Here is a 25,499-nt window from a genome sequence, read left to right as displayed (position 1 = left end):
GGGAGAGAACACCAGCCTGGATGCATGACGGACAACTCGCCACGTCTCGACCATGTCGTCCTGTGGGTCCGGGACCCGGTCGCCGCCGCCGGTTTCTACGAGGAAGCGGTCGGCCTGGAAACGCTCGGGGTCGCCGATTTCACCGAGGGCAAGGTGCCGTTTCCCTCCGTGCGGCTCAATGAGGAGACCATTCTCGATCTCGCCCCGCTTTCCCTGGCCACGGACATGAGGATGGTGCCGGGAGCCGCCGAGAGCGCCGGGCATCCGGTGAACCACGTCTGCCTGGCCCTCACGGGAGGCGGCTTCGAGGAGCTCAGGGCCCGTCTGGAGGAGCGGGCCGTCCCCGTCTCGGACTTCTCCTACGGCTCCTCCGGTGCCCGTGGCGCGGCCCGGCGCAGCTTCTACTTCCGCGACCCGGACGGGAACGTCTTCGAGGCACGGCACTACGAGTAGCCCGCGGAGCGGGTCAGAAGAGCGGCTCCGGAAGCACCCCTTCGAGGGCGAGCAGCTTGCGTTTGGTCTCCAGCCCGCCTCCGAACCCGCCGATGCCGCCGTCGCTCTCCACCACGCGGTGGCACGGCACGACCACCGGCAGCGGGTTCGAGCCCATCGCCATCCCCACGGCCTGGGCCGCACCCGGCTGGCCGACCCGGCCGGCCAGGTCGCCGTACCCCACCACGGTGCCGTACGGCACGCCGGAAGCCAGTGCGCGCAGCACCTGCCGGTTGAAGCCGGTGATCAAGGACCAGTCCAACGGCAGCGTGAAGTCGCGCAGTTCACCGGCGAAGTAGGCGGACAGCTGGCGTATCGCCTCGGTCAGCAGCGGAGCGTCCGGGGCCTTGACCGGCTCCGTGCCGAGCCGGGATGCGAGGCGCGCCAGGGCTTTGTCGCGCACGGCCTCCGTCGCGTGGAACACCACGTTCACCAGGCCGTCGCGCGTCGCGGCCAGCAGCAGGGGGCCGATGTCCGTGGTGACCACGGTCCACACCAGGTGCTGCTCGTCCTGCACGTCACTGTTCATGTGGCCACCGTACGACCCGGCACCGACAACGCCGTCGTGGGTGGGGCCGGGCGGCCGGCCGCGGCCCGCGGGCGCCGCGGGATCAGCGGGCCGTGACCGCCGTCCGCACCACGTCGGGGACGTTCGTGATGACACCGTCCACGCCGAAGCCGTCCACCCGTCGGGCCTCGTCCGCGCCGTTGACGGTCCAGGCGAAGACCCTCATCGGCTTGTCGTGCGGCCCCTTGAGCGCGTGCACCGCGGAGACATAGCCGGGCGAGAGCCTGGTGTAAGACGCGTCGATCTGGTCGGCGAACCGCGAGTACGCCCGCAGCTCCTCCATCCGGGGCGTCCCCAGGTACGCGGTCCTGATCGCCGGTCGCAGCTCGTGCACCGTGCGCACACTGGCCGCGCTGAAGCTCTGGACGATCAGCCGGTTCCTCAGGTGGCCGGAGTCGAGCCAGCCCTCCTTGTCCAGGAGAGCCAGGGTCTCGCGCTCGATGCCCGGGTACAGCTCCGGGTTCTTGATCTCGAGGACCAGGCTCTGATGGTTGTGCGACAGGCGCTCCATGTACTGCCGCAGCGTCGGTACGCGCACCCCCGTGTACCGGCGGCCGTACCAGCTTCCCGCGTCCAGGCGCGCGATCTCCTTGGCGGTGAAATCCTTCACCCGCCAGGGCGCCCGGTGCGGGAACAGCTTCTTGACGTTGGTCGTCCGGTCCAGTGTGGCGTCGTGGATCACGACGAGCCGGCCGTCCTTGGTGCGCTGCACATCGTTCTCGACCCAGCCGAAGCCCATGGCGGCCGCCCTGTCGATGGCGGCCAGGGTGTTCTCGGGCGCATAGCCGGAGGCGCCGCGATGGGCGACGACGACCAGTCGGTCACCGCCCGCGGCGCCGGCGTGACGCGTCGGCAGTATGGCGATGCCGATTCCGAACAACGCGATGGCTGTGGCGGCGACTGCAACGCGCGCGTGCATGCGTACTCCTCGCATCGGGCGATCACATACAGCACCAGAGTGGCAGCAGTGAGTCAAGTAAGTGACCGTGCGAGGCGGGCACAGATTCGCGGGGGTTGCCCGAAAGCGCTCACAAGCGCCGCACAAGTGCGGCAGCGTCGTGCTTCTTTTGCCGGAAAATCGTTCGTCCGTTCCGGTGGGGGTCATACTCTCTGCCACACCCCCGACCGCCGTCGCGGTCCTGGGGACTGGGGGCATTTCCGTGTTTCGGGACGCATCAGGGTGAGGAGGGCCGCCGCGTATGCAGGGCACCGTCGACGGCTTCAGCTACGGATTTGTCACTCCGGTTGTGGCGTACCTCATGGCCTGCCTCGGCGGCGCGCTCGGTCTGCGCTGCACCACGAGATCGATGATGGTGGCCCAGTCCTGGCGGGCCGGGTGGCTCGCCCTGGGGTCGGCCGCCATGGGCTCCGGCATCTGGACCATGCACTTCATCGCCATGATGGGGTTCACGGTCCGGGAGACCCCGATCCACTACGACATGGCGATCACGTTCGCGAGCCTCGCCGTCGCCATCGTCATGGTCGGAGTCGGCGTCTTCATCGTGGGATACCGGGGCGCGACCGGGGTGGCGCTGTTCACCGGCGGCACCATAACCGGTTTGGGGATCGCCTCGATGCACTACCTCGGGATGGCGGGGATACGTCTCAACGGCGTGCTGGAGTACAACACCCTCACCGTGGCCGTGTCCGTCGTCATAGCGGTCGTCGCGGCGACCGCCGCCCTCTGGGCGGCCGGACAGATCCGCGGCTTCCTCTGGAGCCTCGGGGCGAGCCTCGTCATGGGACTCGCCGTCACCGGCATGCACTACTCGGGCATGGCCGCCCTCAGCGTCCACCTGCACGGCGTCGGCGGAACCCCGGACGGTCACGCGCCCGCCGCCCTGCTCGCCCCGATGATGATCGGCCCGCTCGCCTTCCTGTGTCTGGCCGGCGTCGTCGTGGTGTTCGACCCGCTGATGGTCATGGGCAAGCCCGACTGGACCCCGGTGGAGCGCAAGCCCGGGATCCCGGCCCATCCCCAGGTCACCCACACCGGGCGGCATCCGTCCCCCCGCCCCCGCCGGCGCACCGTACAGCGCAGCTCCCGGACCCCGCAGAACCGGTGACCGCCCCCGTTGTCAGTGCGGGGTCGTACGGTGGAGAACATGCGGCCCGTTTCCCAGATCGAACGCTCGGTGGCGCCTTTCGAGGTCGTCAGCCCCTACCAGCCCAGCGGTGACCAGCCCACGGCCATCGCCGAGCTGGACAAGCGCATCCGCGCAGGTGAGAAGGATGTCGTCCTGCTGGGCGCGACCGGCACCGGCAAGTCGGCGACCACCGCGTGGATGATCGAGAAGCTCCAGCGCCCAACCCTGGTGATGGCCCCGAACAAGACGCTGGCGGCCCAGCTGGCCAACGAGTTCCGCGAGCTGTTGCCGAACAACGCGGTCGAGTACTTCGTCTCGTACTACGACTACTACCAGCCCGAGGCATACGTCCCGCAGTCGGACACCTACATCGAGAAGGACTCCTCGATCAACGAGGAGGTGGAGCGCCTGCGCCACTCCGCGACCAACTCGCTGCTCACCCGTCGTGACGTCATCGTGGTCGCCTCGGTCTCCTGTATCTACGGCCTCGGTACCCCGCAGGAGTACGTGGACCGGATGGTCAGCCTCAAGGTCGGCGACGAGATCGACCGCGACCAGCTGCTGCGCCGCTTCGTCGACATCCAGTACACGCGCAACGACATGGCGTTCACCCGCGGCACCTTCCGGGTGCGCGGCGACACCATCGAGATCTTCCCGGTCTACGAGGAGCTGGCCGTCCGCATCGAGATGTTCGGTGACGAGATCGAGGCCCTCTCCACCCTCCACCCGCTCACCGGCGAGGTCATCAGCGACGACGAGCAGCTCTACGTCTTCCCAGCCTCCCACTACATCGCGGGACCCGAGCGCATGGAGCGGGCGATCAACGGCATCGAGAAGGAGCTGGAGGAGCGCCTGGCCGAGCTCGAGAAGCAGGGCAAGCTCCTGGAGGCCCAGCGGCTGCGCATGCGCACGACGTACGACATCGAGATGCTCCGACAGATCGGCACCTGCTCCGGCGTGGAGAACTACTCGATGCACTTCGACGCCCGCGAGCCCGGCTCCCCGCCGAACACCCTGCTCGACTACTTCCCGGAGGACTTCCTGCTCGTCATCGACGAGTCACACGTCACGGTGCCGCAGATCGGTGCCATGTACGAGGGCGATGCCTCCCGCAAGCGCACCCTGGTCGAGCACGGCTTCCGTCTGCCCTCGGCTCTGGACAACCGCCCGCTGAAGTGGGAGGAGTTCCAGCAGCGCATCGGCCAGACCGTCTATCTCTCGGCGACCCCGGGGCAGTACGAGCTGTCCCGGTCCGACGGCCAGGTCGAGCAGATCATCCGCCCCACCGGGCTCGTCGACCCGCAAGTCGTGGTCAAGCCCACCGAGGGCCAGATCGACGACCTGGTGCACGAGATCCGCAAGCGCACCGAGAAGGACGAGCGCGTCCTCGTCACCACGCTCACCAAGAAGATGGCCGAGGACCTCACCGACTACTTCCTGGAACTCGGCATCCAGGTGCGGTATCTGCACAGCGACGTCGACACCCTGCGCCGCGTCGAGCTGCTGCGCGAGCTGAGGTCCGGTGAGTACGACGTCCTGGTCGGCATCAACCTCCTCCGGGAGGGCCTCGACCTGCCCGAGGTCTCCCTGGTGGCGATCCTCGACGCCGACAAGGAGGGCTTCCTGCGCTCGGGGACCTCCCTCATCCAGACCATCGGGCGTGCCGCGCGCAACGTCTCGGGCCAGGTCCATATGTACGCCGACAAGATCACTCCGGCGATGGAGAAGGCCATCGAGGAGACCAACCGCCGCCGCGAGAAGCAGATCGCGTACAACAAGGCGAACGGCATCGACCCGCAGCCGCTCCGCAAGAAGATCAACGACATCGTGGCGCAGATCGCCCGCGAGGACGTGGACACGGAGCAGCTGCTCGGCACCGGTTATCGCAAGACGACGGACGGCAAGGGCGCCAAGGCCCCCGTCCCCTCGCTCGGCGGCCAGTCGGCGAAGGCCGCCAAGGCCGCCAAGGGCAAGGCCAAGGAGACGGTCCCGACCGACCGTCCGGCGGCCGAACTCGCCGAGCAGATCGAGGAGCTGACGGCGCGGATGCGGGCCGCGGCCGCGGACCTGCAGTTCGAGATCGCGGCCCGGCTGCGCGACGAGGTCTCCGAGATGAAGAAGGAACTGCGTCAGATGAGGGAGGCGGGCCTGGCCTGACGGCCCCGCCACCCGTGACGGACCCCGGAATGTTCGCGATGTGTTGCAACACCGACACAAAGCGCGGTCCGGGGTTCGTCACTGTCAGTGGCGCTGCGTAGGGTTCTGGCATCCGCGGAGTCCGCGGCCCACAGGGGACGCTTCGAGAGGGGACGGCGCGTGACCGTCAACATGACCAAGGGGCAGGCCATCAGCCTGCAGAAGAACGACGGAGGCACGCTGACCGCGGTGCGCATGGGGCTCGGCTGGCAGGCCGCCCCCCGGCGCGGCCTGTTCGGTTCGCGCACCCGGGAGATCGACCTCGACGCGTCCGCCGTGCTCTTCGCGGACAAACAGCCCGTGGACGTGGTCTTCTTCCGCCACCTGGTGAGCGACGACGGATCCGTGCGGCACACGGGCGACAACCTCGTCGGCGGAGCGGGACAGGGCGGCGACGACGAGGCGATCCTCGTCGATCTGCAGCGCGTTCCGGTCCACATCGACCAGATCGTCTTCACCGTGAACTCGTTCACAGGCCAGACCTTCCAGGAGGTGCAGAACGCGTTCTGCCGTCTGGTCGACGAGACCAGCGGCCAGGAGCTGGCCCGTTACACGCTGGCCGGCGGGGGCGCGTACACGGCTCAGATCATGGCCAAGGTCCACCGCGCGGGCACGGGCTGGACGATGACGGCCCTGGGCACCCCGGCCAACGGGCGTACCTTCCAGGACCTGATGCCGGCGATCCTGCCGCATCTGTAGGCCTCCGGACGCCGGACACACACAGCGACACAGGGGGACGAGGCGATGACGGCCGAGCTGGTCCGGGGGCAGAACCATCCGCTTCCGCGGGCCCGCCTCGAGGTCCGGGTGTCGGCCGGCACACCGGTCGTGGCCGGGGCCACGCTCGCCGACGCACGGGGCAGGGTGCCCGGCGTCGAGTGGGTGGCCCATCCGGGCGCGCCGGCGCTGCCCGGGCTGGAGGTCTCCCGGCAGGCCGCGGCCGACCACCGGCTGGCGTTCGATCTGGACGCGCTGCCGGAGAGTGTGCACCGGGTCAGCGTGCTGCTCGCCCTGCCCACGGGGACCGGCGGCCCGGCGCGGTTCGGGGGCCTCGCCGCCCCCGTCGCCACGGTCACCGGCATCGACGGCTCCGGGGTCGCCCACTACACCATCAGCGGCCTGGACTCCGAGTCCGCGGTCATCGCGCTGGAGCTCTACCGCAGGCAGGGCGCCTGGAAGGTCCGCGCGGTCGGCCAGGGCTATGCGGGCGGGCTCGCCGCGCTCCTCGCGGACCAAGGCCTGTCGGAGGCAGAGCCCCTCGCGGGAAGGATCAACGACGCCGTGGTCCAGGGTCTGGCCCGCTCGATCGCACCGCCTCCGCCGCGCAGCCCCGACGGCGACCGCACTCGGCAGACGGCCACCCCGGCGGCACCCCAGGGGGCCTCCGGCCCCGTACCGCCCCACCAGGACTCTCCGGGCGTACCCCGTGAGGGATCTCCGTACGACGTGGCCGGCTCGCCCGATCCCGTCCCGCAACCGGCCTCCGGCGGCCCGATCAGCCATGTGCACCCGGGGCGGAGCAGCGCGGCACCGCCGACGCCCCCGCCGACCGGGCCCGCCACCCCGCCGGGGCAGCCAGGACAGCCCGTCGCGGGCGACGCCACCGGCTGGTCCATGGAAGAGCGCCTTTACAACCAGGTGTGGGGCATGTTCGAGGACCTGGCGCGCACGGCCGCCGCGTACCGCAGCGCCGTCGACTTCGCCGACTCCCGCCTGGAGCGGGAGCTGGACAAGGCGCTCGCCGATCCGCGCAACCGGATCGGCGGGCAGGGCGACGCGGCGCGCGAGGCGGCCCGGAGCAAGCACACCCGACTCGTCACCCAGGCCAGGGCCTCGCTCGACCGCGACCTCAGCCAGCTCAGCGCTGAGTCGGATGTCGTCGAGCCCGCGCTGCCCCCGGCGTTCGCCCGCTGGGACAACCCGGTCTGGCACGGATACCGGGTGCCGATGGAGATCCCCATGGCCGCGCGCCTCGGAGATCTACACCTTCCCGAGAGCGAGACCTTGCGCATCCCCATGCTGGTGAGGCTGCCGCTGGAGCGCGGGTTGTGGATCGACAGCGGCCGCTCCGGATCCTTCGACCCGCTCGTGGACTCCGACGAGCTGCGCCGGCTCGCCATGGAGACGGCCGTGGTGCACGCGGCACGGCTGCTGGCGGTGTACCCGCCCGATGAGTTCGCGGTGCAGGTGATCGACCCGGCCGGTTCGGGCGCCCCGGCGCTCGCCCCCCTGGTGCGGTCCGGGGTGCTCGTCGAGCCGCCCGCCGTCGGCGGCGCGGGTGTCGCCGATGTGCTGACCCGGCTGACCCAGCGCGTCGACCTGCTCCAGATGGCAGCGCGCGGCGGCGCCTCGGACGCTCTGCCGCCGGGCCTCGACACCGCCGGGCGTCTGCTGATCGTCCATGACTTCCCGCACGGCTTCGACGACCGGGCCGTGACCCGGCTGCGCTATCTCGCGGACGAGGGCCCGTCCGTCGGCGTGCAGCTGATGATGGTCGCCGACCGGGAGGACGCCGCAGGCTACGGTCCGCTGCTCGACCCGCTCTGGCGCTCCCTGCTGCGGCTCACCCCCGTTCCCGACGACCACCTCGCGGACCCCTGGGTCGGCCATGCGTGGACCTACGAGCCGCCGCGCGTGCCACGGGGCAGCCAGGTACTCGCCCAGGTGCTCAGCCGGGTCGCGGAGGCCCGCCGCGCCTGGAACCGCTGACCCGATCACTTGTTCGCCAAGAGTGAGTAAAGCTGCGTAGACCTGGGATTTTGAACTTTACTTTACCCTGCCCTTTACCTTTCCTTGGTGATTGAGGTACTGTCTCTCCCACGGAGGGGAGTACTCCCTATCTGCAGCGGCGCACCCGTCAGTACGGATCAGGCCAGATCCCGGGGCGTCGGCCCGCAGGCACCGGACGCGTCACGCGCCCCGGAATCCTCGGGTGGAAGAGACCTCCGGCACCGACGACGCTGAAACTGCCGTGACGTACTGCCGGAGGCGCAGTGAATGTTTCCCTGGCCCTGTGGGGCCTGACGATCGTGGGCCTCGCCGCCCTCATCGCGGCCGACTTCCTCATCGGCCGCAAGCCGCACGATGTGTCGATCAAGGAAGCAGGTGTCTGGACGGTCGTCTGGATCGTCCTGGCCGGACTGTTCGGCCTCGGCCTGCTCGTCTTCGGCGGCGGGCAGCCGGCCGGAGAATTCCTCGCGGGCTTCATCACCGAGAAGTCGCTCAGCGTCGACAATCTCTTCGTCTTCGTCCTGATCATGGCGAAGTTCGCGGTGCCTTCGCCGTACCAGCAGCGCGTGCTCCTCATCGGCGTGCTCATAGCCCTGGTCCTGCGGGCCGGCTTCATCGCCGCGGGCGCCGCGATCCTCTCGTCCTTCTCCTGGGTCTTCTACCTCTTCGGCGCCTTCCTGATCTGGACGGCCTGGAAGCTGATCCAGGAGGCCAGGACCGGGAAGGAGGAAGAGGAGTACGAGGAGAACAAGCTGCTGAAGGCAGCCGAGCGTCGCTTCGGGGTGGCCGACCGGTACCACGGCACCAAGCTGTGGATCCGGCAGAACGGCAACCGGGTCATGACGCCGATGCTGGTCGTGATGCTCGCGATCGGCACCACCGATGTGCTCTTCGCCCTCGACTCCATCCCCGCCATCTTCGGCCTGACCCAGGATCCGTACATCGTCTTCACGGCCAACGCGTTCGCGCTGATGGGCCTGAGGCAGCTGTACTTCCTCATCGGCGGCCTGCTCAAGAGGCTGGTCCACCTCTCCTACGGCCTGTCGATCATCCTGGGCTTCATCGGGGTCAAACTGGTGCTGCACGCGCTCCACGAGTCCGGTGTGCACGCCCCCGAGATCTCCATACCGGTCTCCCTGGGTGTCATCTGCGCCGTACTGGTCGTCACGACGATCACCAGCCTGACGGCCTCCAGGCAGCGGGAGGCGACGGAGACGGCGCGGAAGGGCGGCGAGGGCGCGGGGAAGAACAGCGTCGGGGCGTGAGCGCACCGGATCGCGGCAGGCGGCCCGAAGGGAATGCGCGGCGCGTCGCCGCGCATTCCCGCGGCGGGCGTCGGGCGGTGCGGCGGCGCCCTGACCGGGCATGCGGGCCCCGCAGGGGTCTGCGACGATCATTAGCATGGTCGCCGGGCTCCGAGCACTCGCGGCGCGATGGACGGCCATCGTGCCGGTGGCCGCGGTGGTCCTTCTGACCCTCACCTGGGGGCGCGCTCAGCCCGGTGGGGTCGTCGTCCTGGTGACGGTGGTCCTCGCCGGATCCGTCCTGGCCGCTGTCCATCACGCCGAAGTGGTCGCGCACCGGGTCGGAGAGCCCTTCGGGTCGCTCGTCCTCGCCGTCGCGGTCACGGTCATCGAGGTCGCGCTCATCGTCACCCTCATGGCCGACGGCGGTGCCAAGAGCGCGACCCTGGCGCGTGACACGGTCTTCGCGGCCGTGATGATCACCTGCAACGGCGTCGTCGGCGCGAGCCTTCTTGTGGCCTCGCTGCGCCATGGGATCGCGGTCTTCAACCCCGAGGGAACCGGGGCGGCGCTCGCCACCGTCGCGACCCTGGCGACCCTCAGCCTGGTGCTGCCGACGTTCACCACGAGCAAGCCCGGTCCGGAGTTCTCCCCGACCCAGCTCACCTTCGCCGCGATCTCCTCACTGATCCTCTACGGGCTGTTCGTGACCACCCAGACGGTGCGCCACCGGGACTACTTCCTCCCGATCACCCGGCAGGGAGAGGTGATCCGCGCCGACGACCACGCCGGCGCGCCGTCCGCCCGTGCCGCCGCCCTCAGCCTGGGCCTGCTCGCCCTGGCCCTCGTCGGTGTCGTCGGACTCGCCAAGGGGGTATCGCCCGCCGTCGAGTCCGGTGTGGCGGCGGCGGGCATGCCGCAGTCCGTCGTCGGGGTGGTGATCGCGCTGCTCGTGCTGCTGCCGGAGACCATCGCCGCCCTGCGCTCGGCGCGCCGCGACCGGGTCCAGACGAGTCTCAATCTGGCCCTCGGCTCGTCGATGGCCAGCATCGGCCTGACCATCCCCGCCGTCGCCTTCGCATCCCTGTGGCTGTCCGGCCCGCTCGTCCTCGGTCTTGGTTCCCTTCACATGGTGCTGCTCGCCCTGACCGTGGTGGTGAGTTCTCTGACCGTGGTGCCCGGGCGTGCCACGCCGCTTCAGGGCGGTGTGCACCTGGTGCTGTTCGCCGCGTACCTGGAACTGGCGGTGACCCCGTAGACGGCCCGGCGCCCATGCCCGGCGGGCCGGCCGGCACGCGGGCGCCGGTGGGCTCGCGTCCGCTCACCCGGGCGCGGGTTCCGTCACCGGGACGGGTACGGGACGGATCTCCGGCAGCAGCGCGAAGCACCCCAGGCTGACCAGGGCCACGGCCGTCAGGTAGGCGCCGACCCCCCAGGGCACCCGGCCCCCGTGCCCGGCCAGCGTGGTGGCCACGATCGGGGTGAGAGCGCCGCCGAGCACTCCTCCGAGGTTGTAGCCCACGGCCGCTCCCGTGCAGCGCAGCCGGGGTTCGTACAGCTCCGGCAGATACGCGGCGGTCACGGCGAACATCGTGAGGAAGGGGAGCAGCGCTCCCAGGAATCCCAGGAACATCAGCAGGGGCACGCCCGTCGACAGCAGCGCGACCATCGGGAACATCCACAGGGCGACACCGGCGCATCCCGTGATGCACAGCGACCGCTGCCCGTAGCGGTCCCCCAGGAGGGCCGCGAGAGGGGTCAGGGCGCCCTGTACCAGAACCGTGGCCATGACACACGTCAGCATGACCGGCCGGCTCACGCCGAGCCGTTCCGTCGCGTAGGCCAGGGACCACGTGGTCACGGAGTAGAAGACCGCGTACCCGACCGCGAGGGCACCGGCCGTGAGCAGCACCAGCTTCCAGTGGACGCGCACGACCTCGGCGAGCGGCACGCGCGCGTGGTCGTCGATCTCGAGAAAGAGCGGACTCTCCGTCACCGAGCCGCGCAGCCACAGACCCGCTGCCGCCAGCAGACCCGCCGCCCAGAAGGGGATCCGCCACCCCCAGGAGGCGAACTGGGCGTCCGACAGCGTCGCGGACAGCCCCAGCACCGTGCCATTGGCCAGCACAAACCCCAGTGAGGGGCCCACCTGCGGAAAGCTCGCCCACAGGGCGCGCCGGTCGGGCGGCGCGTGTTCCATGGTCAGCAGCACCGCACCGCCCCACTCCCCGCCGAGCCCGAGCCCCTGGAGAAAGCGCAGTACCAGAAGGAGCACGGGCGCGGCCGTGCCGATCGTGCCGTACGTCGGCAGACAGCCGACCGCCACCGTCGCGGTGCCGGTCAGCACCAGGGAGGCGATGAGGACCGGCCGTCTTCCGCGCCGGTCCCCGATGTGCCCGAACAGCACCGAGCCGAGCGGACGGGCCAGAAAGCCCACTCCGAAGGTGGCGAAGGCCGCCAGCGTGCCCGCCAGCGGCGAGAAGGTGGGAAAGAACAGAGGTCCCAGGACCAGGGCGGCGGCGGTCCCGTAGACGAAGAAGTCGTAGAACTCGATGGCGGTCCCCGCCAGTGAGGCGGCCGCGAGCCGCAGCAGGGAAGGCGCCCTCACATTGCGTACATCGTGCATGCTGCCTCAATTACCCACCGTGACCGGCGATTACGGGGGCGCATGGGGGCTCGGTGCAGGAGGTGACGGGAGAGGGCGTACGCCCGGGGCCCGCGAAGTGATCAGTACGTCACGGTGATGCGCCGGGCAGGACCATCCACGCGCACGGTGCCGCCGTACGGGATGACGACCTGCGGATCGGTGTGTCCGAGATCCACATCCAAGACGACCATGGTGTGGGGAGCATAGGTCTTCAGGGCGCGCACCACCGCCTCGCGCTGCTCCGCCGCGTAACGGGTGCCCGCTGCCGGGCTGTTGGGGTGCTCGAGCGACCACGTCTTCGGCCGGCCCATGAGCAGTGCGGGGAAGCGCTGGAGCAGACCACGCTCACCCATGTTCCGCAGCAGGCGGAAGACCTCCTCGCCGCTCGGCATCTCCTCCGACGTCTCCAGGAAGAGCACCCCGCCGTCGTCGGCCCCGGGATCGCGCGGTATCTCGCGGTCGGCCATGAGCAGCCAGCCGACGATCTCCAGACAGCCGCCCCAACTGCGGCCCTCGACCACCCGATCCGCGTTCAGCCAGGTCCAGCCCGAGCCGGGCCGGGTCTCCGGTTCGGCGTCGAAGGTCGAGGGATCCGCCCAGTCGCCGCTTTTGTCTCGCCAGCGCTCGGCCGGCCTCACCTCGTACTCACCGGAGGTGAACAGGGCGGCGCGCAGGGACGCGGCGGTCAGGGGCGCCATAGCGCCGGGCCGGCCCAACTCGGTCATGACGCAGGCGCCGTGGTAGCTCACGATGCCCGTGTTCCACAGGAAGGCGTGCAGGTTGGTGTTGTCGCTGTACCCGAAGAACGGCTTCGGGTGGGCACGGATCAACTCCCGGTCCAGGAAGGGCAGCACGGTGATCTGGTCGTCACCGCCGATCGACGCGATGACGGCCTTGACGCTCGGGTCGGCGAACGCCGCGTGGAGGTCGTCCGCACGCTCCCGCGGGGTCGCACCCATCTTCCGGGTCGTCGGATACTCGACGGGTTCCAGTCCGAACTCGGTGCGGAGCCGTTCGAGGCCGAGTTCGAAAGGGAGGGGGTACAGGGCCGGAAGCCCCGAGGACGGCGAGAGCACGGCGACGCGATCATCGGGGGCCGGCTTGGGCGGGTACAACGGGTGCGTCGGATGCTTCGGCCGCGTCATGACCGGAGGGTATGCGGCGCCGTCTGCCGGGCGCATCGTGATAAACCGGGGGCCGTGCAGCGGTCCCGCGTGGGCCGGCAGACCCGAACGGACCGGAGGAACCGTGCCCCGTACCCTCGCCCATGCCCCGATCATGGTCCTCAACGGCCCCAACCTGAATCTCCTCGGGCAGCGTCAGCCGGAGATCTACGGTTCCGACACGCTCGCGGACGTAGAGGCGCTGTGCGTGAAGACGGCGGCCGCCTACGGGGGAACGGTGGACTTCCGTCAGTCCAACCACGAGGGCGAACTGGTGGAGTGGATCCAGGAAGCGCGGCTGAACCACGCGGGGATCGTGATCAACCCGGCCGCCTACTCGCACACCTCCGTCGCGATCCTGGACGCGCTCAACACCTGTGACGGAGTGCCGGTCGTGGAGGTCCACATCTCCAACATCCACCAGCGCGAGCAGTTCCGGCACCACTCGTACGTGTCCCTGCGCGCGGACGGCGTCATCGCCGGATGCGGTGTGCAGGGATACGCGTTCGCGGTGGAGCGGGTCGCGACGCTGGCGGGGGCGGGACGCACGGGGTCGTGACGCGCCGTCATCGCAGATGAGCGGAGACGCTCAGTCCGGTTGTCAGTGGCGGGTGCCACGATCAACTCATGAACTTCTTCGACGGATTGATCCTGCCGGAAATCCCGAGTGAGCCGCGGCCCCACACGCATCGGCTGGGCCCCTATCCGCGGGCGGACGACGAGTCGTTCCCGCCGGCCCACTGGTTCGTGCCGGCTCGCGTGCCCCAGGTCAGCGAGGTCGGCGCCGGCCCCGACGCGCGCATCATGCTCATCGGCTCCGACGTCTGGCCCGGATCGGTCACCTTACGGCTGGGCATCTTCCTGCGGACCTTCCGCGACGACCACTCGGAGCACCCCATCCCCTGGGGCGCCCGGGGCGGTCCCGGAGCCCTGCGGTTCGGGGTGCTGCTCGCCGACGGGCGGCGGGTGACCACCCTGGACGGACAGCACTGGCCCCGGCCCGCTGGCGGCAGTCCCCGGCCGACCCTCCAACTGGGCGGTGGCGGCGGTGGCGGGTTCCACTACGGCATCGACCTGCATCTGTCGCAGCTGCCGCCCGCGGGTCCGATGCACCTGGTCGTGGAATGGCCCGACAAGGGGGTGCCCGAGACGCGCACGGAGATCGACGCGAGGGCGCTGCGGGCCGCGGCCGACGACGCGGTGGAGATCTGGCCGGCGCGGGAGGACGAGCCCCCCGAGGAGGAGCGGAATGCCTCCATGGCGGAGGAGGGGAGCCTGCCGGGCATCCTCCTCCCCACGGCGGAGGAGAGCGTGCCGGGCCTCCTCGTCGCCACAGGACCGGGGGAGATCGTCACCACCATCGTCGGCCCCGCCGGGCGTATCGACGACGGGCCGTCCCAACCGCCGCGACCCGATCCCGACCGCGACGACTGGGAGGGGATGACCCGCGACGGCTGGAAGGACATCGGCCTCGTCAGAGCACGGCTGGCCCGGGGCGCCGATCCCATCGCCCCACTCGCACCCTGGAGCCGCGAGACCCCGCTGCACCTTGTCGCGCAGCACGACTCGCCCGAGGTCGTCGCGGAGTTCCTGCGCCGTGTCGAGGACGTGGACATCCCGGCGGACGACGGCCGGACCCCGCTGTGGGAGGCGGTCTGCCACGGCGCGCGCGAGACCGTGGAGATGCTGCTCGCCGCGGGCGCGGACGCCTGGAGTCCGCAACTGGGTGGACGGTCCCCCGGCAGACTGGCGCTCACCACCGCACTCGCCCCGCTCTTCGAGGAACTGCCGGGCGCGGTGCCGCTCACCGCCGAGGAGCGCGCGGCCCAGGAGGACGCCGACCGCAGGGCCGCCGTCTTCCACGACGTCCACACCGAGGGAGCGTCGTTCGCATTCGTGGCCGGGCTCGACGAAGAGACGGTGATACGGCGTCTGGGCGCCGACCCGGCCCTCTCCGCCGCACTCGACCTCGACGCGGAGCCGGGCCCGTACGGAACGGGACCCGACGGCTTCGACCCCTACGGCGAGGAGGCCGGCCGTTTCGTGGGGGTGACCGGTGTGCCGGGTGGCTGTGTGCTCCTCCAGCCCATGGGATACACGGTGAGCACCGAAGCGGTGCTCGACGCGCTGTCCCCCGGCACCACCGCGTACGGGCTCTACTTCAACCCCAAGGGAGGCACTTTCGGCGAGTTCTCGCGAGACGGCCGCAGCGAGCAGCACGAGGAGATCGGGTCCGTCTGGGGCGACGAGCCCGACCTGCACTGGCTGTACCGCTTCTGGCAGTGGGACAGGCCCGGGATGTGGGACGCCGGCAAGCTGGCGTACGCCTCGCACCGGGGTGGGGTGCGCCTGACCGACCAGCACGCGGTCGCGGGGCCGCCGCGGCGGTGGGCGGAGATACCGGAGGGCAGCCCGCTGCTGCCATGAGGACGGGCGGCGGGGCCCGACGCCCGGCCGCCCTGGAGCCCTTGGGGCGCCCGCCCCTCAGAGCCGCCCCTCAGAGCCGTCCCGCCTCCGTGATCCGGCGCAGAAAACGCCGTGTGCGCTCCTGCCGGGGATCGCCGAAGACCTGCTCGGCCGTGCCGCGTTCCAGGACCACCCCGCCGTCCAGGAAGCAGACCTGGTCCGCGACCTCACGGGCGAAGCCCATCTCGTGGGTGGCCAGCACCATCGTCATGCCCTCGTCCTTGAGGTCCCGGACGACGGCGAGGACCTCGCCGACGAGCTCCGGGTCGAGGGCGGCGGTGATCTCGTCCAGGAGCAGCAGCCGGGGACGTACGGCCAACGCGCGCACGATCGCCACCCGTTGCTGCTGGCCGCCGCTCAGCCGGTCCGGGTACTCGCCCGCCCTGGCCCCGAGCCCGAGGCGCTCCAGCAGCCCTCGGGCGTGCTCCTCGGCCGTGGCACGGTCCACGCCGTGCACCCGGCGCGGGGAGAGGGTGATGTTCTCCAGAACGGTCAGGTGCGGGAAGAGGTTGTAGGCCTGGAAGACCACGCCGATCCGGCGGCGGACGGCGTTCTGGTCGACACGCGGGTCGGTGATCTCCTCGCCGTCCAGCCAGATGGCACCGTCGTCGATGTCCTCGAGGAGGTTCGCACAGCGCAGCAGTGTCGACTTGCCGGAGCCGGAGGCGCCGATCAGCGCCGTCACCGTGTGCGGCGCGACCTCCAGATCGACGTCCCGCAGGACGACGGAGCCGCCGAAGGTCTTGCGGACGGACTCCATGCGCAGCACCGGGGAGCCGGGTGACTCCGGGGCCTGGGCGGGGCCGTTCGAGGGCAGGACGTCGCTCACAGGTTCCCTCCCTGCGCCCGCTGCCGGTCCATCCGGGCGGTCACCCAGTCCGTGAAGCGGGTCATGGGGATGGTCAGCGCCACGAAGACCAGCCCCGCGACGATGTACGGCGTGTAGTTGAGGCTGCGGCCCACGATGATGTCCGCGGCCCGCACCGCGTCCACCGCACCGCCGATCGAGACGAGCCCGGTGTCCTTCTGGAGCGACACCAGGTCGTTGAGCAGGGGCGGCACCTGACGCCGTACGGCCTGGGGGAGCACGACATGGCGCAGGGCCTGACGGTTGGTGAGGCCGAGGGAGCGGGCGGCGGCACGCTGCGAGGGATGGACCGACTCGATACCGGCGCGGAACACCTCGGCGACGTACGCGGAATACGTCAGGGTGAGCGCCGTGCCGCCGAGGAGCACCGGGTCGACGGTCACACCCTGAAGGCGCAGCGCGGGCACGCCCAGAACCACGATCATGAGGTTGATGATCAGTGGCAGTCCGCGGAAGAAGTCCGTGTACGCGGCGGCCAGCACACGCAGCGGGAAGAACACGGGCCCGCGCAGGGTGCGGGCGACGGCGATCAGCATGCCGAGGACCAGGACGGCGACCCCGCACACCAGCAGCAGACGGATGTTGAGCCACAGGCCGTCGAGGACCTTCGGGAGTGCCTCGCGCGCGTAACGGGCGCTGAAGAACGTCTCCTTGGTGCGCGGCCAGCCCGGCGCGTTCGCGACGATCAGATAGAGGAGGACGCCGGTGACAAGGGATGAGACCGCGGCGACGGCGGTGGCGCGGCGGGCGCGGGCGCGCCCGCGCCGCTCGCGCTCGATCCGTCGGGCGGAGGGGACGTATGCGTCCTCCCCGCCGGGCCCGTCCGCCGCGTCCCCGGTCGCCGCCCCGGCGTCCTCGCCGGATCCGTCCGCGGACTCCTCCTTGATGACGGTCACTTGAGCACCGGGGCGTCGACGGCGTCGGACAGCCACTGCTTCTCGAGCCTCGTCAGGGTGCCGTCCTTGCGCAGGGCGTCCACGGCGGAGGTCACGCAGGAGGTGAGCGCGCTGCCCTTGTCGAGGACGAGCCCGAACTGCTCCGGGGTACCGCCCTGGTCCTCGAACTGGCCGACGATCCTCGCGTCGGTCACCTCCGCCGCGGTGATGTAGAAGGCGGTCGGCAGGTCGGTGACGATGGCGTCGACCTGACCGTTCTTCAGGGCGGACTTGGCCTGGTCGTTCTTGGCGTACGCGGCCGGCTGTCGCGTCGGCTTCACCACGTCGGTGATGTAACCGAGGCTGGTGGTGCCGACCTGGGCACCCAGCTTGAGAGCCCTCAGGTCCGCGATGCTCTGCGCCCGCGCGGCCTTGGACCCCTTCAGCGCGATGACGGCCTGGCGGACGTCGTAGTAGCCGGACGAGAAGTCCACGGCCTTCCTGCGCTCGGCGCTGATCGAGACCTGGTTGATGTCGAAGTCGAAGGTCTTCTCGCCGGGCGCGAAGGCCTTGTTGAAGGGGACGGTCTGCCAGACCACGGCGCTCTCGCCGTAGCCGAGCCGCCCCGCCACCGCGTAGGCCACCGCCGACTCGAAGCCCTTGCCGTTGGACGGTCTGTCGGCCTTGAACCAGGGTTCGTACGCGGGCTCGTCGGTCGCGATGGTCAGCTTTCCCGAGTTCTTCGTGGCCAACTTTCCCTGCGTACAGGTGCCCGCGGCCGCTCCGGAAGCCTTGGCGGAAGCGTTGCCCTCCGGCTGCGGGGCGCATCCCACGGCGAGGGCGAGCAGGGCGACGGTGGCGCCGGACGCGGCGCGGCGCAGAGCGCGTTGGACACGATGCATGGCGGGAGAGTGACAGCGCACACACCGTTTGTCGAGGTCATGCGGACAACTGTCCGCATGGTGGGAACGGGTGTTGCAGCTCCGTGAACGCTGGGGCGGTGGGCGCGCCGGGGCCGCCGGCCGAGGGCGGGAATCGAGGGACCGGCGGCCCATGCCGCGCAGGAGCCGTCATCCTGAGCGGGGCTGCCTCCAGTTGACCGCGCGGACGCGGGCGCCGGGAGCGCGCGCGGGGGACCGGCGTGTGCGAACGGTTCACACGGGGCGCCTGCGCCCGGCCTTTGCGGCCGGGCGCGGTTCGAGGGCGGTGCTCACCACCCTCGCGCGTGCCACTCCGGCAGGTGCGGACGCTCGTCGCCCAGCGTGGTGTCGTTGCCGTGCCCGGGGTAGACCCAGGTCTCGTCGGGAAGCACGTCGAAGATCTTCGTCTCGACGTCGTGGATCAGGCGGGCGAAGGCCTTCGGGTCCTTGTGCGTGTTGCCCACGCCGCCCGGGAAGAGGCAGTCTCCGGTGAACACGTGCGGGTGCCCGTGCGGGTCGTCGTAGACCAGTGCGATCGAGCCCGGCGTGTGGCCCACCAGGTGGCGCGCGGTCAGCTCCACGCGCCCCACCCGGATCGTGTCGCCGTCGTCGACCGGCACGTCCGTCGGCACGGGGATGCCCTCGGCGTCGTCCCGGCCCGCGTATGTCCGCGCGCCGGTGGCCGCCACGACCTCGGCGAGAGCCTGCCAGTGGTCCCCGTGCCGGTGCGTGGTGACGACGGACGCGATGCCGTCGTGACCGATCATGCCGAGGAGCGTCCTCGCGTCGTTGGCCGCGTCGATCAGCAGTTGCTCGTCCGTAGCCCGGCAGCGCAGCAGATAGGCGTTGTTGTCCATCGGGCCGACCGCGATCTTGGTGATCATCAGGTCCTTCAGCTCGTGCACATCCGCCGGGCCGCCGACCGTCACCTGTCCGCTGTACGTCATGGCGGCAGCCTATAGCGGTGACGCGGCCGAAGGGCGCGTCTGCCTACAGCGTAGGGAGCGTCGGCAGCGGCCCGCCCTCGGCGCGCAGCACGGAGCCGTCCTGGCGGCCCGCGAGCCAGCCGAGCAGCGCGGGCGCGGGCCCTTGGACCGTGATCTCGGGCTCGGCCGCCTCCCGGCCCGTGCTCCACGCGCGCGTGCCGTCCGTGACGCGGGTGGACGGCACCTCCGCGAGCCCGGTGAACCGTTCGGTGAGGAAAACGATCTCCCGCTCGATGAACTCCGCCGGCAGGTCCTCCAGCTCGTACCCGATCCCGAGGTCGACGTGGTGCAGCTCGACCTCGCCCCACCGCCGGAACGGCACCCGGGCCGCCGTGTCGGTGACGCCGTTGCGCAGCTCCACCGTGCGTGACCAGTCCGCCGGCGCGTCCCCGGCCCGCTGGAACCGGTCCGCGCTCGTGCGCAGGTCGGCAAGCTGGGGATCCAGGGGGCGCGGGGCGTCCCGCTCGATGTCGGCGTCCCGTGCCTCGGCGGAGACATACATCGGACGCCCCTCCAGGACGTTCACGAGTGCGTCGGCGTTGCGGGAGAGATGGGCGAGGACGTGACCCCGGCTCCAGCCGGGCAGCCGTGACGGCTCGGCGACCGCCGCGTTGTCCAGTTTGGCGACAGCGGTGAGAAGTCGTTCGGTCGCGTCACGTACAGACGCCAGGTCGTGCGCGTGATCAATCATGGGGCCGACCCTAGCCCGGCCACTCCTTCGAGTGAAGCAGTCGGGCTTCGGACGCAAATCGAATGCGCGTGCTATATGGTCGAGTGCGGCGTCGGGCATGCTGGATGGCCGGGGATTGTTATGAACCCAGGAATCCGACCGGCGTTGTCAGTGGCTCCCCCTAGTCTGAGAAAGCACGGGGGCCCCGCCCCTGTCGCTTCTCTCAAGAAAGGTGCGGACCGGCGTGGCCGACCGTCTCATCGTCCGTGGCGCGCGCGAGCACAACCTGAAGAATGTCTCGCTCGACCTGCCGCGCGACTCGCTCATCGTCTTCACGGGCCTGTCGGGGTCGGGCAAGTCCTCGCTGGCCTTCGACACGATCTTCGCCGAGGGTCAGCGGCGCTACGTGGAGTCGCTGTCCTCGTACGCCCGGCAGTTCCTCGGCCAGATGGACAAGCCGGACGTCGACTTCATCGAGGGCCTCTCGCCGGCGGTCTCGATCGACCAGAAGTCGACCTCGCGCAACCCGCGCTCGACGGTCGGCACGATCACCGAGGTCTACGACTACCTGCGACTGCTCTTCGCACGCATCGGCAAGCCGCACTGCCCCGAGTGCGGCCGCCCGATCTCCCGGCAGTCGCCGCAGGCCATCGTCGACAGGGTCCTGGAGCTGCCGGAGGGCAGCCGCTTCCAGGTGCTGTCGCCGCTGGTACGCGAGCGCAAGGGAGAGTTCGTCGACCTCTTCGCCGACCTCCAGACCAAGGGCTACAGCCGTGCGCGGGTGGACGGCGAGACGATCCAGCTCACCAACCCGCCCACGCTGAAGAAGCAGGAGAAGCACACCATCGAGGTGGTCGTCGACCGCCTCACGGTCAAGGAGTCCGCCAAGCGCCGTCTCACCGACTCCGTGGAGACCGCGCTCGGCCTGTCCGGCGGCATGGTCGTGCTCGACTTCGTCGACCTCCCCGAGGACGACCCCGAGCGCGAGCGCATGTACTCGGAGCACCTGTACTGCCCGTACGACGACCTGTCCTTCGAGGAGCTGGAGCCCCGCTCCTTCTCCTTCAACTCGCCCTTCGGCGCCTGCCCCGAGTGCACCGGCATCGGCACGCGTATGGAGGTCGACCCCGAGCTGATCGTCCCGGACGAGGAGAAGACCCTCGACGAGGGCGCCATCCACCCCTGGTCGCACGGGCACACCAAGGACTACTTCGGCCGCCTTGTCGGCGCTCTCGCGGACGCCCTCGGCTTCCGGACCGACATCCCCTTCGCGGGGCTGCCGCAGCGGGCCAAGAAGGCCCTGCTCTACGGCCACAAGACGCAGATCGAGGTCCGCTACCGCAACCGGTACGGCCGCGAGCGGGTGTACACGACGCCCTTCGAAGGCGCCGTCCCCTTTGTGAAGCGCCGCCACAGCGAGGCCGAGAGCGACGCGAGCCGGGAGCGCTTCGAGGGCTATATGCGCGAGGTGCCCTGTCCCACCTGTCAGGGCACCCGGCTCAAGCCGGTCGTCCTCGCGGTCACGATCATGGACAAGACGATCGCCGAGATCTCCGCGATGTCGATCAGCGACTGCGCGGACTTCCTGGGCGAGCTCAAGCTCGACGCCCGGGACAAGAAGATCGCCGAGCGGGTCCTGAAGGAAGTCAACGAGAGGCTGCGGTTCCTGGTCGACGTGGGCCTGGACTATCTGTCGCTGAACCGCGCGGCCGGCACGCTGTCCGGCGGCGAGGCCCAGCGCATCCGCCTGGCCACCCAGATCGGCTCCGGACTCGTCGGCGTCCTGTATGTCCTGGACGAGCCGTCCATCGGCCTGCACCAGCGTGACAACCACCGGCTGATCGAGACCCTGGTCCGCCTCCGTGACATGGGCAACACGCTCATCGTCGTGGAGCACGACGAGGACACCATCAAGGTCGCCGACTGGGTCGTCGACATCGGTCCCGGCGCGGGCGAGCACGGCGGCAAGGTCGTGCACAGCGGCTCCCTGAAGGAGCTGCTCGCCAACGACGAGTCGCAGACCGGACAGTACCTCTCGGGCAAGAAGTCGATCCCGCTGCCCGACATCCGGCGCCCGCGCGACCCGTCCCGGCAGCTCACGGTGCACGGCGCCCGGGAGAACAACCTCCGGGACATCGACGTCTCCTTCCCGCTGGGCGTGTTCACGGCCGTCACCGGCGTGTCCGGCTCCGGAAAGTCGACCCTGGTCAACGACATCCTCTACACCCATCTCGCCCGTGAGCTGAACGGCGCGAGGAACGTCCCCGGGCGGCACACGCGCGTGGACGGCGACGATCTCGTCGACAAGGTCGTGCATGTCGACCAGTCGCCCATCGGCCGCACCCCGCGGTCGAACCCGGCGACGTACACCGGTGTCTTCGACCACGTCCGCAAGCTGTTCGCCGAGACCACCGAGGCGAAGGTCCGCGGCTACCAGCCGGGCCGCTTCTCCTTCAACGTCAAGGGCGGCCGCTGCGAGAACTGCGCGGGCGACGGCACCATCAAGATCGAGATGAACTTCCTCCCGGACGTCTACGTCCCGTGCGAGGTCTGCCACGGCGCCCGCTACAACCGGGAGACCCTGGAGGTCCACTACAAGGGCAAGTCCATCGCCGACGTCCTGAACATGCCGATCGAGGAGGCCATGCACTTCTTCGAGGCGGTGCCGGCGATCTCCCGCCATCTGAAGACGCTGCACGACGTCGGCCTCGGATACGTCCGCCTCGGCCAGTCCGCGACCACCCTGTCCGGCGGTGAGGCCCAGCGTGTGAAGCTCGCCAGCGAGCTGCAGAAGCGGTCCACCGGACGCACGGTCTACGTCCTGGACGAGCCGACCACCGGTCTGCACTTCGAGGACATCAGCAAGCTGCTCACGGTGCTCGGCGGCCTGGTCGACAAGGGCAACACGGTCATCGTCATCGAGCACAACCTCGACGTCATCAAGACCGCCGACTGGGTCGTCGACATGGGCCCCGAGGGCGGCGCGGGCGGCGGCCTGGTGGTCGCCGAGGGCACGCCCGAGGAGGTCGCGGGGGTGCCGGCCAGCCACACCGGCAAGTTCCTGCGCGAGATCCTCGGCGCGGAGCGCGTCAGCGACGCGACCTCGGTCAAGGCACCGCGCAGGGCGACGGCGGCCAAGACGGTCGCGGCCACGTCGACGGCCAGGAAGACGGCGACGGCCCGGACGGCGAAGAAGGCCGTGCCGGCCAAGACCGTGAAGGCCGTCAACAACACGGAGGCCAAGAAGGCTGCCGGCGCCACGAAGAAGGCGGCACCCGCGAAGAAGACCACGCGGGCACGCAAGGCCTGAGCCCCCTACGACACGACAGCCGGCGCCCCGCGGAACTCCCCGCGGGGCGCCGCTCGGTGCGGGCTACGGGGCAGTCAGCTCCCAGGCGTACGGCGGTTCCGCACCGGCCCGCGAGCACGTGATCGCCGCGGCGCGGGCCGCGAAGCGCAGCAGTTCGCGCCAGTCGTCCGCGTCCAGAGCGGTCGCAGCCGACGGGGAGAGGGCGTCGCGGGCGGCCAGGCCGTGCAGCAGCGCCGCGTTCACCGTGTCACCGGCCCCGATGGTGTCCACGACCTCGACCGGTATCCCCGGCACGGAAAGCTCCGCCCCGTCGCGGGTGAAGACCGTCAGCCCGTCGCCCCCGTGCGTGATCACCACCGCGGAGGGTCCGGAGGCCAGCCATTCCTGCGGGGTGCCGCCCAGCCACCGGGCGTCCTCGGCGGAGAGCTTGAGCAGGGACACCGATGGCAGCCAGCTCTTGAAGCGGGCCCGGTAGGCGTCGGGGTCAGGGATCAGCCCCGCGCGGATGTTCGGGTCGAGGGCGGTGAAGACGCCCTGGGCGGCGGCCCGGCGCATCAGCTCCTCGTAGGCGCTCGCTCCCGGTTCCAGAACCAGGGAGCAGGTGCCGAACGAGAGCGCCCGCGTGCCCTGCGGAAGGCGCTCCGGTGCCGTGAACAGCCGGTCGGCGGTGCCTTCGACGTAGAAGGAGTACGCGGCCGAGCCGTGGTCGTCGATCGTGGCGACGGCCAGGGTGGTGGGCTCCGGGCCGCGCCGCACCGCCGACACGTCCACACCTGCCGCGCGCAGCCCGTCGAGCAGGGCCTCGCCGAAGGAGTCGGAGGACAGACGCGAGCAGAAGGCCGTCGGGGAGCCGAGCCGGCCGAGGGCCACGGCGGTGTTGTAGGGCCCGCCGCCGAGCGCCGGCCGCAGTGGTGCGAGGGCGCCCGCATCCTGCGGGACCAGGTCGATCAGGGCCTCACCGGCGACGACGATCACAAGACGCTTCCCTTCTCGGAATGGGTGTCGGGGCAGCCGCACGAGGTGCGGTGGACGAAGGTGCAGGGGAGCCGCACGGTGCGGGAGGGACGGTCCGGCGCGTCGAGGCGCTCCAGGAGCAGCCGCACGGCCTCCGCGCCGATCTCCTTGCCGGGCTGGGCGATCGCGGTGAGCCGGGGCGAGAACAGGTCAGCCCAGGCGAAGTCGTCGAAGCAGACGAGCGCCAGGTCGTCGGGTACGGACAGTCCGTGATCGCGCAGGGCCCGCAGCGCTCCGATGGTCATGGCGTTGTTGGCGGTGACCAGTGCCGTGGGCGGTGTGGCGAGCGACAGCAGGGCGGCGGTGGCGCGCTGGGCGCCCTCCGCCGCGGAGTCGCCGTGTGCCACCAGCCGCTCATCGTGGGGGAGCCCGGCGGCCGCGAGTCCGTGCCGGTACCCGCTGATCCGCTCGGTCGTGGTGCTGAGCCCGGGCAGACCCGCGACCAGTCCGATCCGCCGGTGGCCGAGCACGGCGAGATGGGTGACCAGGTGGGCCATGGGGGCGGCGCTCTCGGCGCAGACCTGGTCGAAGTGGAAGGGGGAGCGGGCGGGCTCGTCGCGGGCAGTGGAGTTCCTGGTGTGTGCGTGCCGCGCGGGGCTGCCCGTGGTGTGCACGTCCCGCGCGGGGGTGTCCTCGTGCCGCGCGGAGGTGGCCGGGGTGTGCTCGTGGGGCGTGGCGGGGGCGGGGGAGACCAGCCGGTCGAGGAACACGGTCGGGACCCGGTGTCGCGCGAGCAGGGCGAGGAGACCGCGCGGGTGGGCGGAGGGCGCGACGATCACGCCGTCGACACGGCGCTCGTGCAGGAGCCGGACGACCTCACGCTCGTGCTCCGGGTCGTCGTGCGGATCGGCGATGAGCAGGCCGTAGCCGTGCTCCCGGGCGCGGGCCTCGACACCCTGGAGGATCTCCGTGAAGTACGGGTTGCTGATGGCCGACACCGCGAGCCCGATGGACCGGGTGCGCGAGGTGACCAGGGAACGGGCGAGCGTGTTCGGGGTGTAGCCCAGCTCGTCGATGGCGTCCAGCACGGCCCGGCGGGTGTGGGGCAGCACCGGGCGGGTGCCGTTCAGCACATGGGAGACGGTCGCGACGGACACACCCGCGTTCCGTGCGACATCGGCCATCGTTGCCAAACGCATCCCCCTTCTCGGGCCGTCAGGGCGGGAACGTATCCCATTCGACGGCCGACGTAAACGCTTACGCGAGCGTTTACGTACGCTCCCGAGGCCGAGCGCCCCTCGCCCCGGTCGCGGGCGGAATGGC

21 protein-coding genes are annotated in these 25,499 nt (G+C 70.6%); 10 read left to right on the top strand and 11 right to left on the bottom strand.

The window, feature by feature from the left end:
- Window positions 1-24: 24 nt before the first annotated feature.
- A complete protein-coding gene (locus tag ACIP94_RS00950; RefSeq protein ID WP_402417803.1) occupies window positions 25-453 on the top strand; it encodes a VOC family protein in 429 nt (142 codons plus the stop codon).
- A gap of 13 nt (window positions 454-466) precedes the next feature.
- Here the strand turns inward: ACIP94_RS00950 and ACIP94_RS00945 are convergent, their stop codons facing one another.
- Together ACIP94_RS00945 and ACIP94_RS00940 are read right to left on the bottom strand one after the other, a co-directional pair.
- Window positions 467-1,021, bottom strand: a complete 555-nt coding sequence (locus ACIP94_RS00945; RefSeq protein WP_402417801.1) for a methylated-DNA--[protein]-cysteine S-methyltransferase — start codon at window positions 1,019-1,021, stop codon at window positions 467-469.
- 82 nt (window positions 1,022-1,103) lie between these two features.
- The gene (locus tag ACIP94_RS00940) at window positions 1,104-1,979 is read right to left on the bottom strand and encodes a glycerophosphodiester phosphodiesterase (RefSeq protein ID WP_402417799.1); all 876 of its coding nucleotides are present in this window, start codon (window positions 1,977-1,979) and stop codon (window positions 1,104-1,106) included.
- 280 nt (window positions 1,980-2,259) lie between these two features.
- Between ACIP94_RS00940 and ACIP94_RS00935 the strand changes: the two genes are divergently transcribed.
- The 6 genes from ACIP94_RS00935 to ACIP94_RS00910 all read left to right on the top strand — a co-directional run bounded on the left by ACIP94_RS00935 (window position 2,260) and on the right by ACIP94_RS00910 (window position 10,575).
- On the top strand, window positions 2,260-3,126 hold the full coding sequence (locus ACIP94_RS00935) for an MHYT domain-containing protein (RefSeq protein ID WP_402417798.1): 867 nt from the start codon (window positions 2,260-2,262) through the stop codon (window positions 3,124-3,126).
- Between the two features lie 39 nt (window positions 3,127-3,165).
- Complete coding sequence (gene uvrB / locus ACIP94_RS00930) at window positions 3,166-5,304, top strand: excinuclease ABC subunit UvrB (RefSeq protein ID WP_402417797.1); 2,139 nt, start codon at window positions 3,166-3,168, stop codon at window positions 5,302-5,304.
- Between the two features lie 159 nt (window positions 5,305-5,463).
- Complete coding sequence (locus ACIP94_RS00925; protein ID WP_402417795.1) at window positions 5,464-6,042, top strand: TerD family protein; 579 nt, start codon at window positions 5,464-5,466, stop codon at window positions 6,040-6,042.
- Between the two features lie 45 nt (window positions 6,043-6,087).
- Window positions 6,088-8,052, top strand: coding sequence for a TerD family protein (locus ACIP94_RS00920; protein WP_402417793.1), 1,965 nt, complete (start codon window positions 6,088-6,090; stop codon window positions 8,050-8,052).
- 284 nt (window positions 8,053-8,336) lie between these two features.
- Complete coding sequence (locus ACIP94_RS00915) at window positions 8,337-9,338, top strand: TerC/Alx family metal homeostasis membrane protein (protein ID WP_402417792.1); 1,002 nt, start codon at window positions 8,337-8,339, stop codon at window positions 9,336-9,338.
- 136 nt (window positions 9,339-9,474) lie between these two features.
- Window positions 9,475-10,575 (top strand): calcium:proton antiporter, encoded by a 1,101-nt coding sequence (locus ACIP94_RS00910; RefSeq protein ID WP_402417790.1) that lies wholly within the window; start codon window positions 9,475-9,477, stop codon window positions 10,573-10,575.
- A 63-nt stretch (window positions 10,576-10,638) separates the two neighbouring features.
- Here ACIP94_RS00910 and ACIP94_RS00905 read toward each other — a convergent pair whose 3' ends face one another.
- Both ACIP94_RS00905 and ACIP94_RS00900 read right to left on the bottom strand, forming a co-directional pair.
- Window positions 10,639-11,943 (bottom strand): MFS transporter, encoded by a 1,305-nt coding sequence (locus ACIP94_RS00905; protein WP_402417788.1) that lies wholly within the window; start codon window positions 11,941-11,943, stop codon window positions 10,639-10,641.
- 101 nt (window positions 11,944-12,044) lie between these two features.
- On the bottom strand, window positions 12,045-13,109 hold the full coding sequence (locus tag ACIP94_RS00900; protein WP_402417787.1) for a S66 peptidase family protein: 1,065 nt from the start codon (window positions 13,107-13,109) through the stop codon (window positions 12,045-12,047).
- A 103-nt stretch (window positions 13,110-13,212) separates the two neighbouring features.
- Here ACIP94_RS00900 and aroQ point away from each other — a divergent pair, with 103 nt between their 5' ends.
- Window positions 13,213-13,686, top strand: coding sequence for a type II 3-dehydroquinate dehydratase (gene aroQ, locus ACIP94_RS00895; protein ID WP_402417786.1), 474 nt, complete (start codon window positions 13,213-13,215; stop codon window positions 13,684-13,686).
- Window positions 13,687-13,754: 68 nt separating this feature from the next.
- A complete protein-coding gene (locus ACIP94_RS00890) occupies window positions 13,755-15,554 on the top strand; it encodes an ankyrin repeat domain-containing protein (protein WP_402417784.1) in 1,800 nt (599 codons plus the stop codon).
- 70 nt (window positions 15,555-15,624) lie between these two features.
- Here the strand turns inward: ACIP94_RS00890 and ACIP94_RS00885 are convergent, their stop codons facing one another.
- From ACIP94_RS00885 to ACIP94_RS00865, 5 genes are all read right to left on the bottom strand, one after another.
- On the bottom strand, window positions 15,625-16,353 hold the full coding sequence (locus ACIP94_RS00885; protein WP_402420278.1) for an amino acid ABC transporter ATP-binding protein: 729 nt from the start codon (window positions 16,351-16,353) through the stop codon (window positions 15,625-15,627).
- Window positions 16,354-16,418: 65 nt separating this feature from the next.
- Entirely contained in the window at window positions 16,419-17,357 is a 939-nt protein-coding gene (locus tag ACIP94_RS00880) for an amino acid ABC transporter permease (protein WP_402417782.1), read from the bottom strand.
- On the bottom strand, window positions 17,354-18,238 hold the full coding sequence (locus tag ACIP94_RS00875; RefSeq protein ID WP_402417781.1) for an ABC transporter substrate-binding protein: 885 nt from the start codon (window positions 18,236-18,238) through the stop codon (window positions 17,354-17,356). Before ACIP94_RS00875 ends, ACIP94_RS00880 begins: the two co-directional genes overlap by 4 nt.
- A gap of 308 nt (window positions 18,239-18,546) precedes the next feature.
- Window positions 18,547-19,203, bottom strand: a complete 657-nt coding sequence (locus ACIP94_RS00870; protein WP_402417779.1) for an MBL fold metallo-hydrolase — start codon at window positions 19,201-19,203, stop codon at window positions 18,547-18,549.
- A gap of 43 nt (window positions 19,204-19,246) precedes the next feature.
- Window positions 19,247-19,933 (bottom strand): maleylpyruvate isomerase family mycothiol-dependent enzyme, encoded by a 687-nt coding sequence (locus ACIP94_RS00865; protein ID WP_402417777.1) that lies wholly within the window; start codon window positions 19,931-19,933, stop codon window positions 19,247-19,249.
- Window positions 19,934-20,156: 223 nt separating this feature from the next.
- Here ACIP94_RS00865 and uvrA point away from each other — a divergent pair, with 223 nt between their 5' ends.
- Window positions 20,157-23,222 (top strand): excinuclease ABC subunit UvrA, encoded by a 3,066-nt coding sequence (gene uvrA / locus ACIP94_RS00860; protein ID WP_402417775.1) that lies wholly within the window; start codon window positions 20,157-20,159, stop codon window positions 23,220-23,222.
- Between the two features lie 63 nt (window positions 23,223-23,285).
- On the opposite strand, the gene ACIP94_RS00855 is transcribed toward uvrA, so the two are convergent.
- Entirely contained in the window at window positions 23,286-24,197 is a 912-nt protein-coding gene (locus tag ACIP94_RS00855; protein WP_402417773.1) for a carbohydrate kinase, read from the bottom strand.
- Window positions 24,194-25,369: a LacI family DNA-binding transcriptional regulator gene (locus ACIP94_RS00850; protein ID WP_402420275.1), complete on the bottom strand. Its 1,176-nt coding sequence runs from the start codon at window positions 25,367-25,369 to the stop codon at window positions 24,194-24,196. The genes ACIP94_RS00855 and ACIP94_RS00850 overlap by 4 nt, the downstream gene beginning before the upstream one ends.
- Between the last annotated feature and the right edge of the window lie 130 nt (window positions 25,370-25,499).

The sequence above is a fragment of the Streptomyces sp. NPDC093261 genome, assembly GCF_044753645.1.
In the GTDB taxonomy this organism is placed as follows: Bacteria; Actinomycetota; Actinomycetes; order Streptomycetales; family Streptomycetaceae; genus Streptomyces.
Note: the sequence above shows the minus strand (reverse complement) of the source record. Positions and strands in the feature narration are given on the sequence as shown.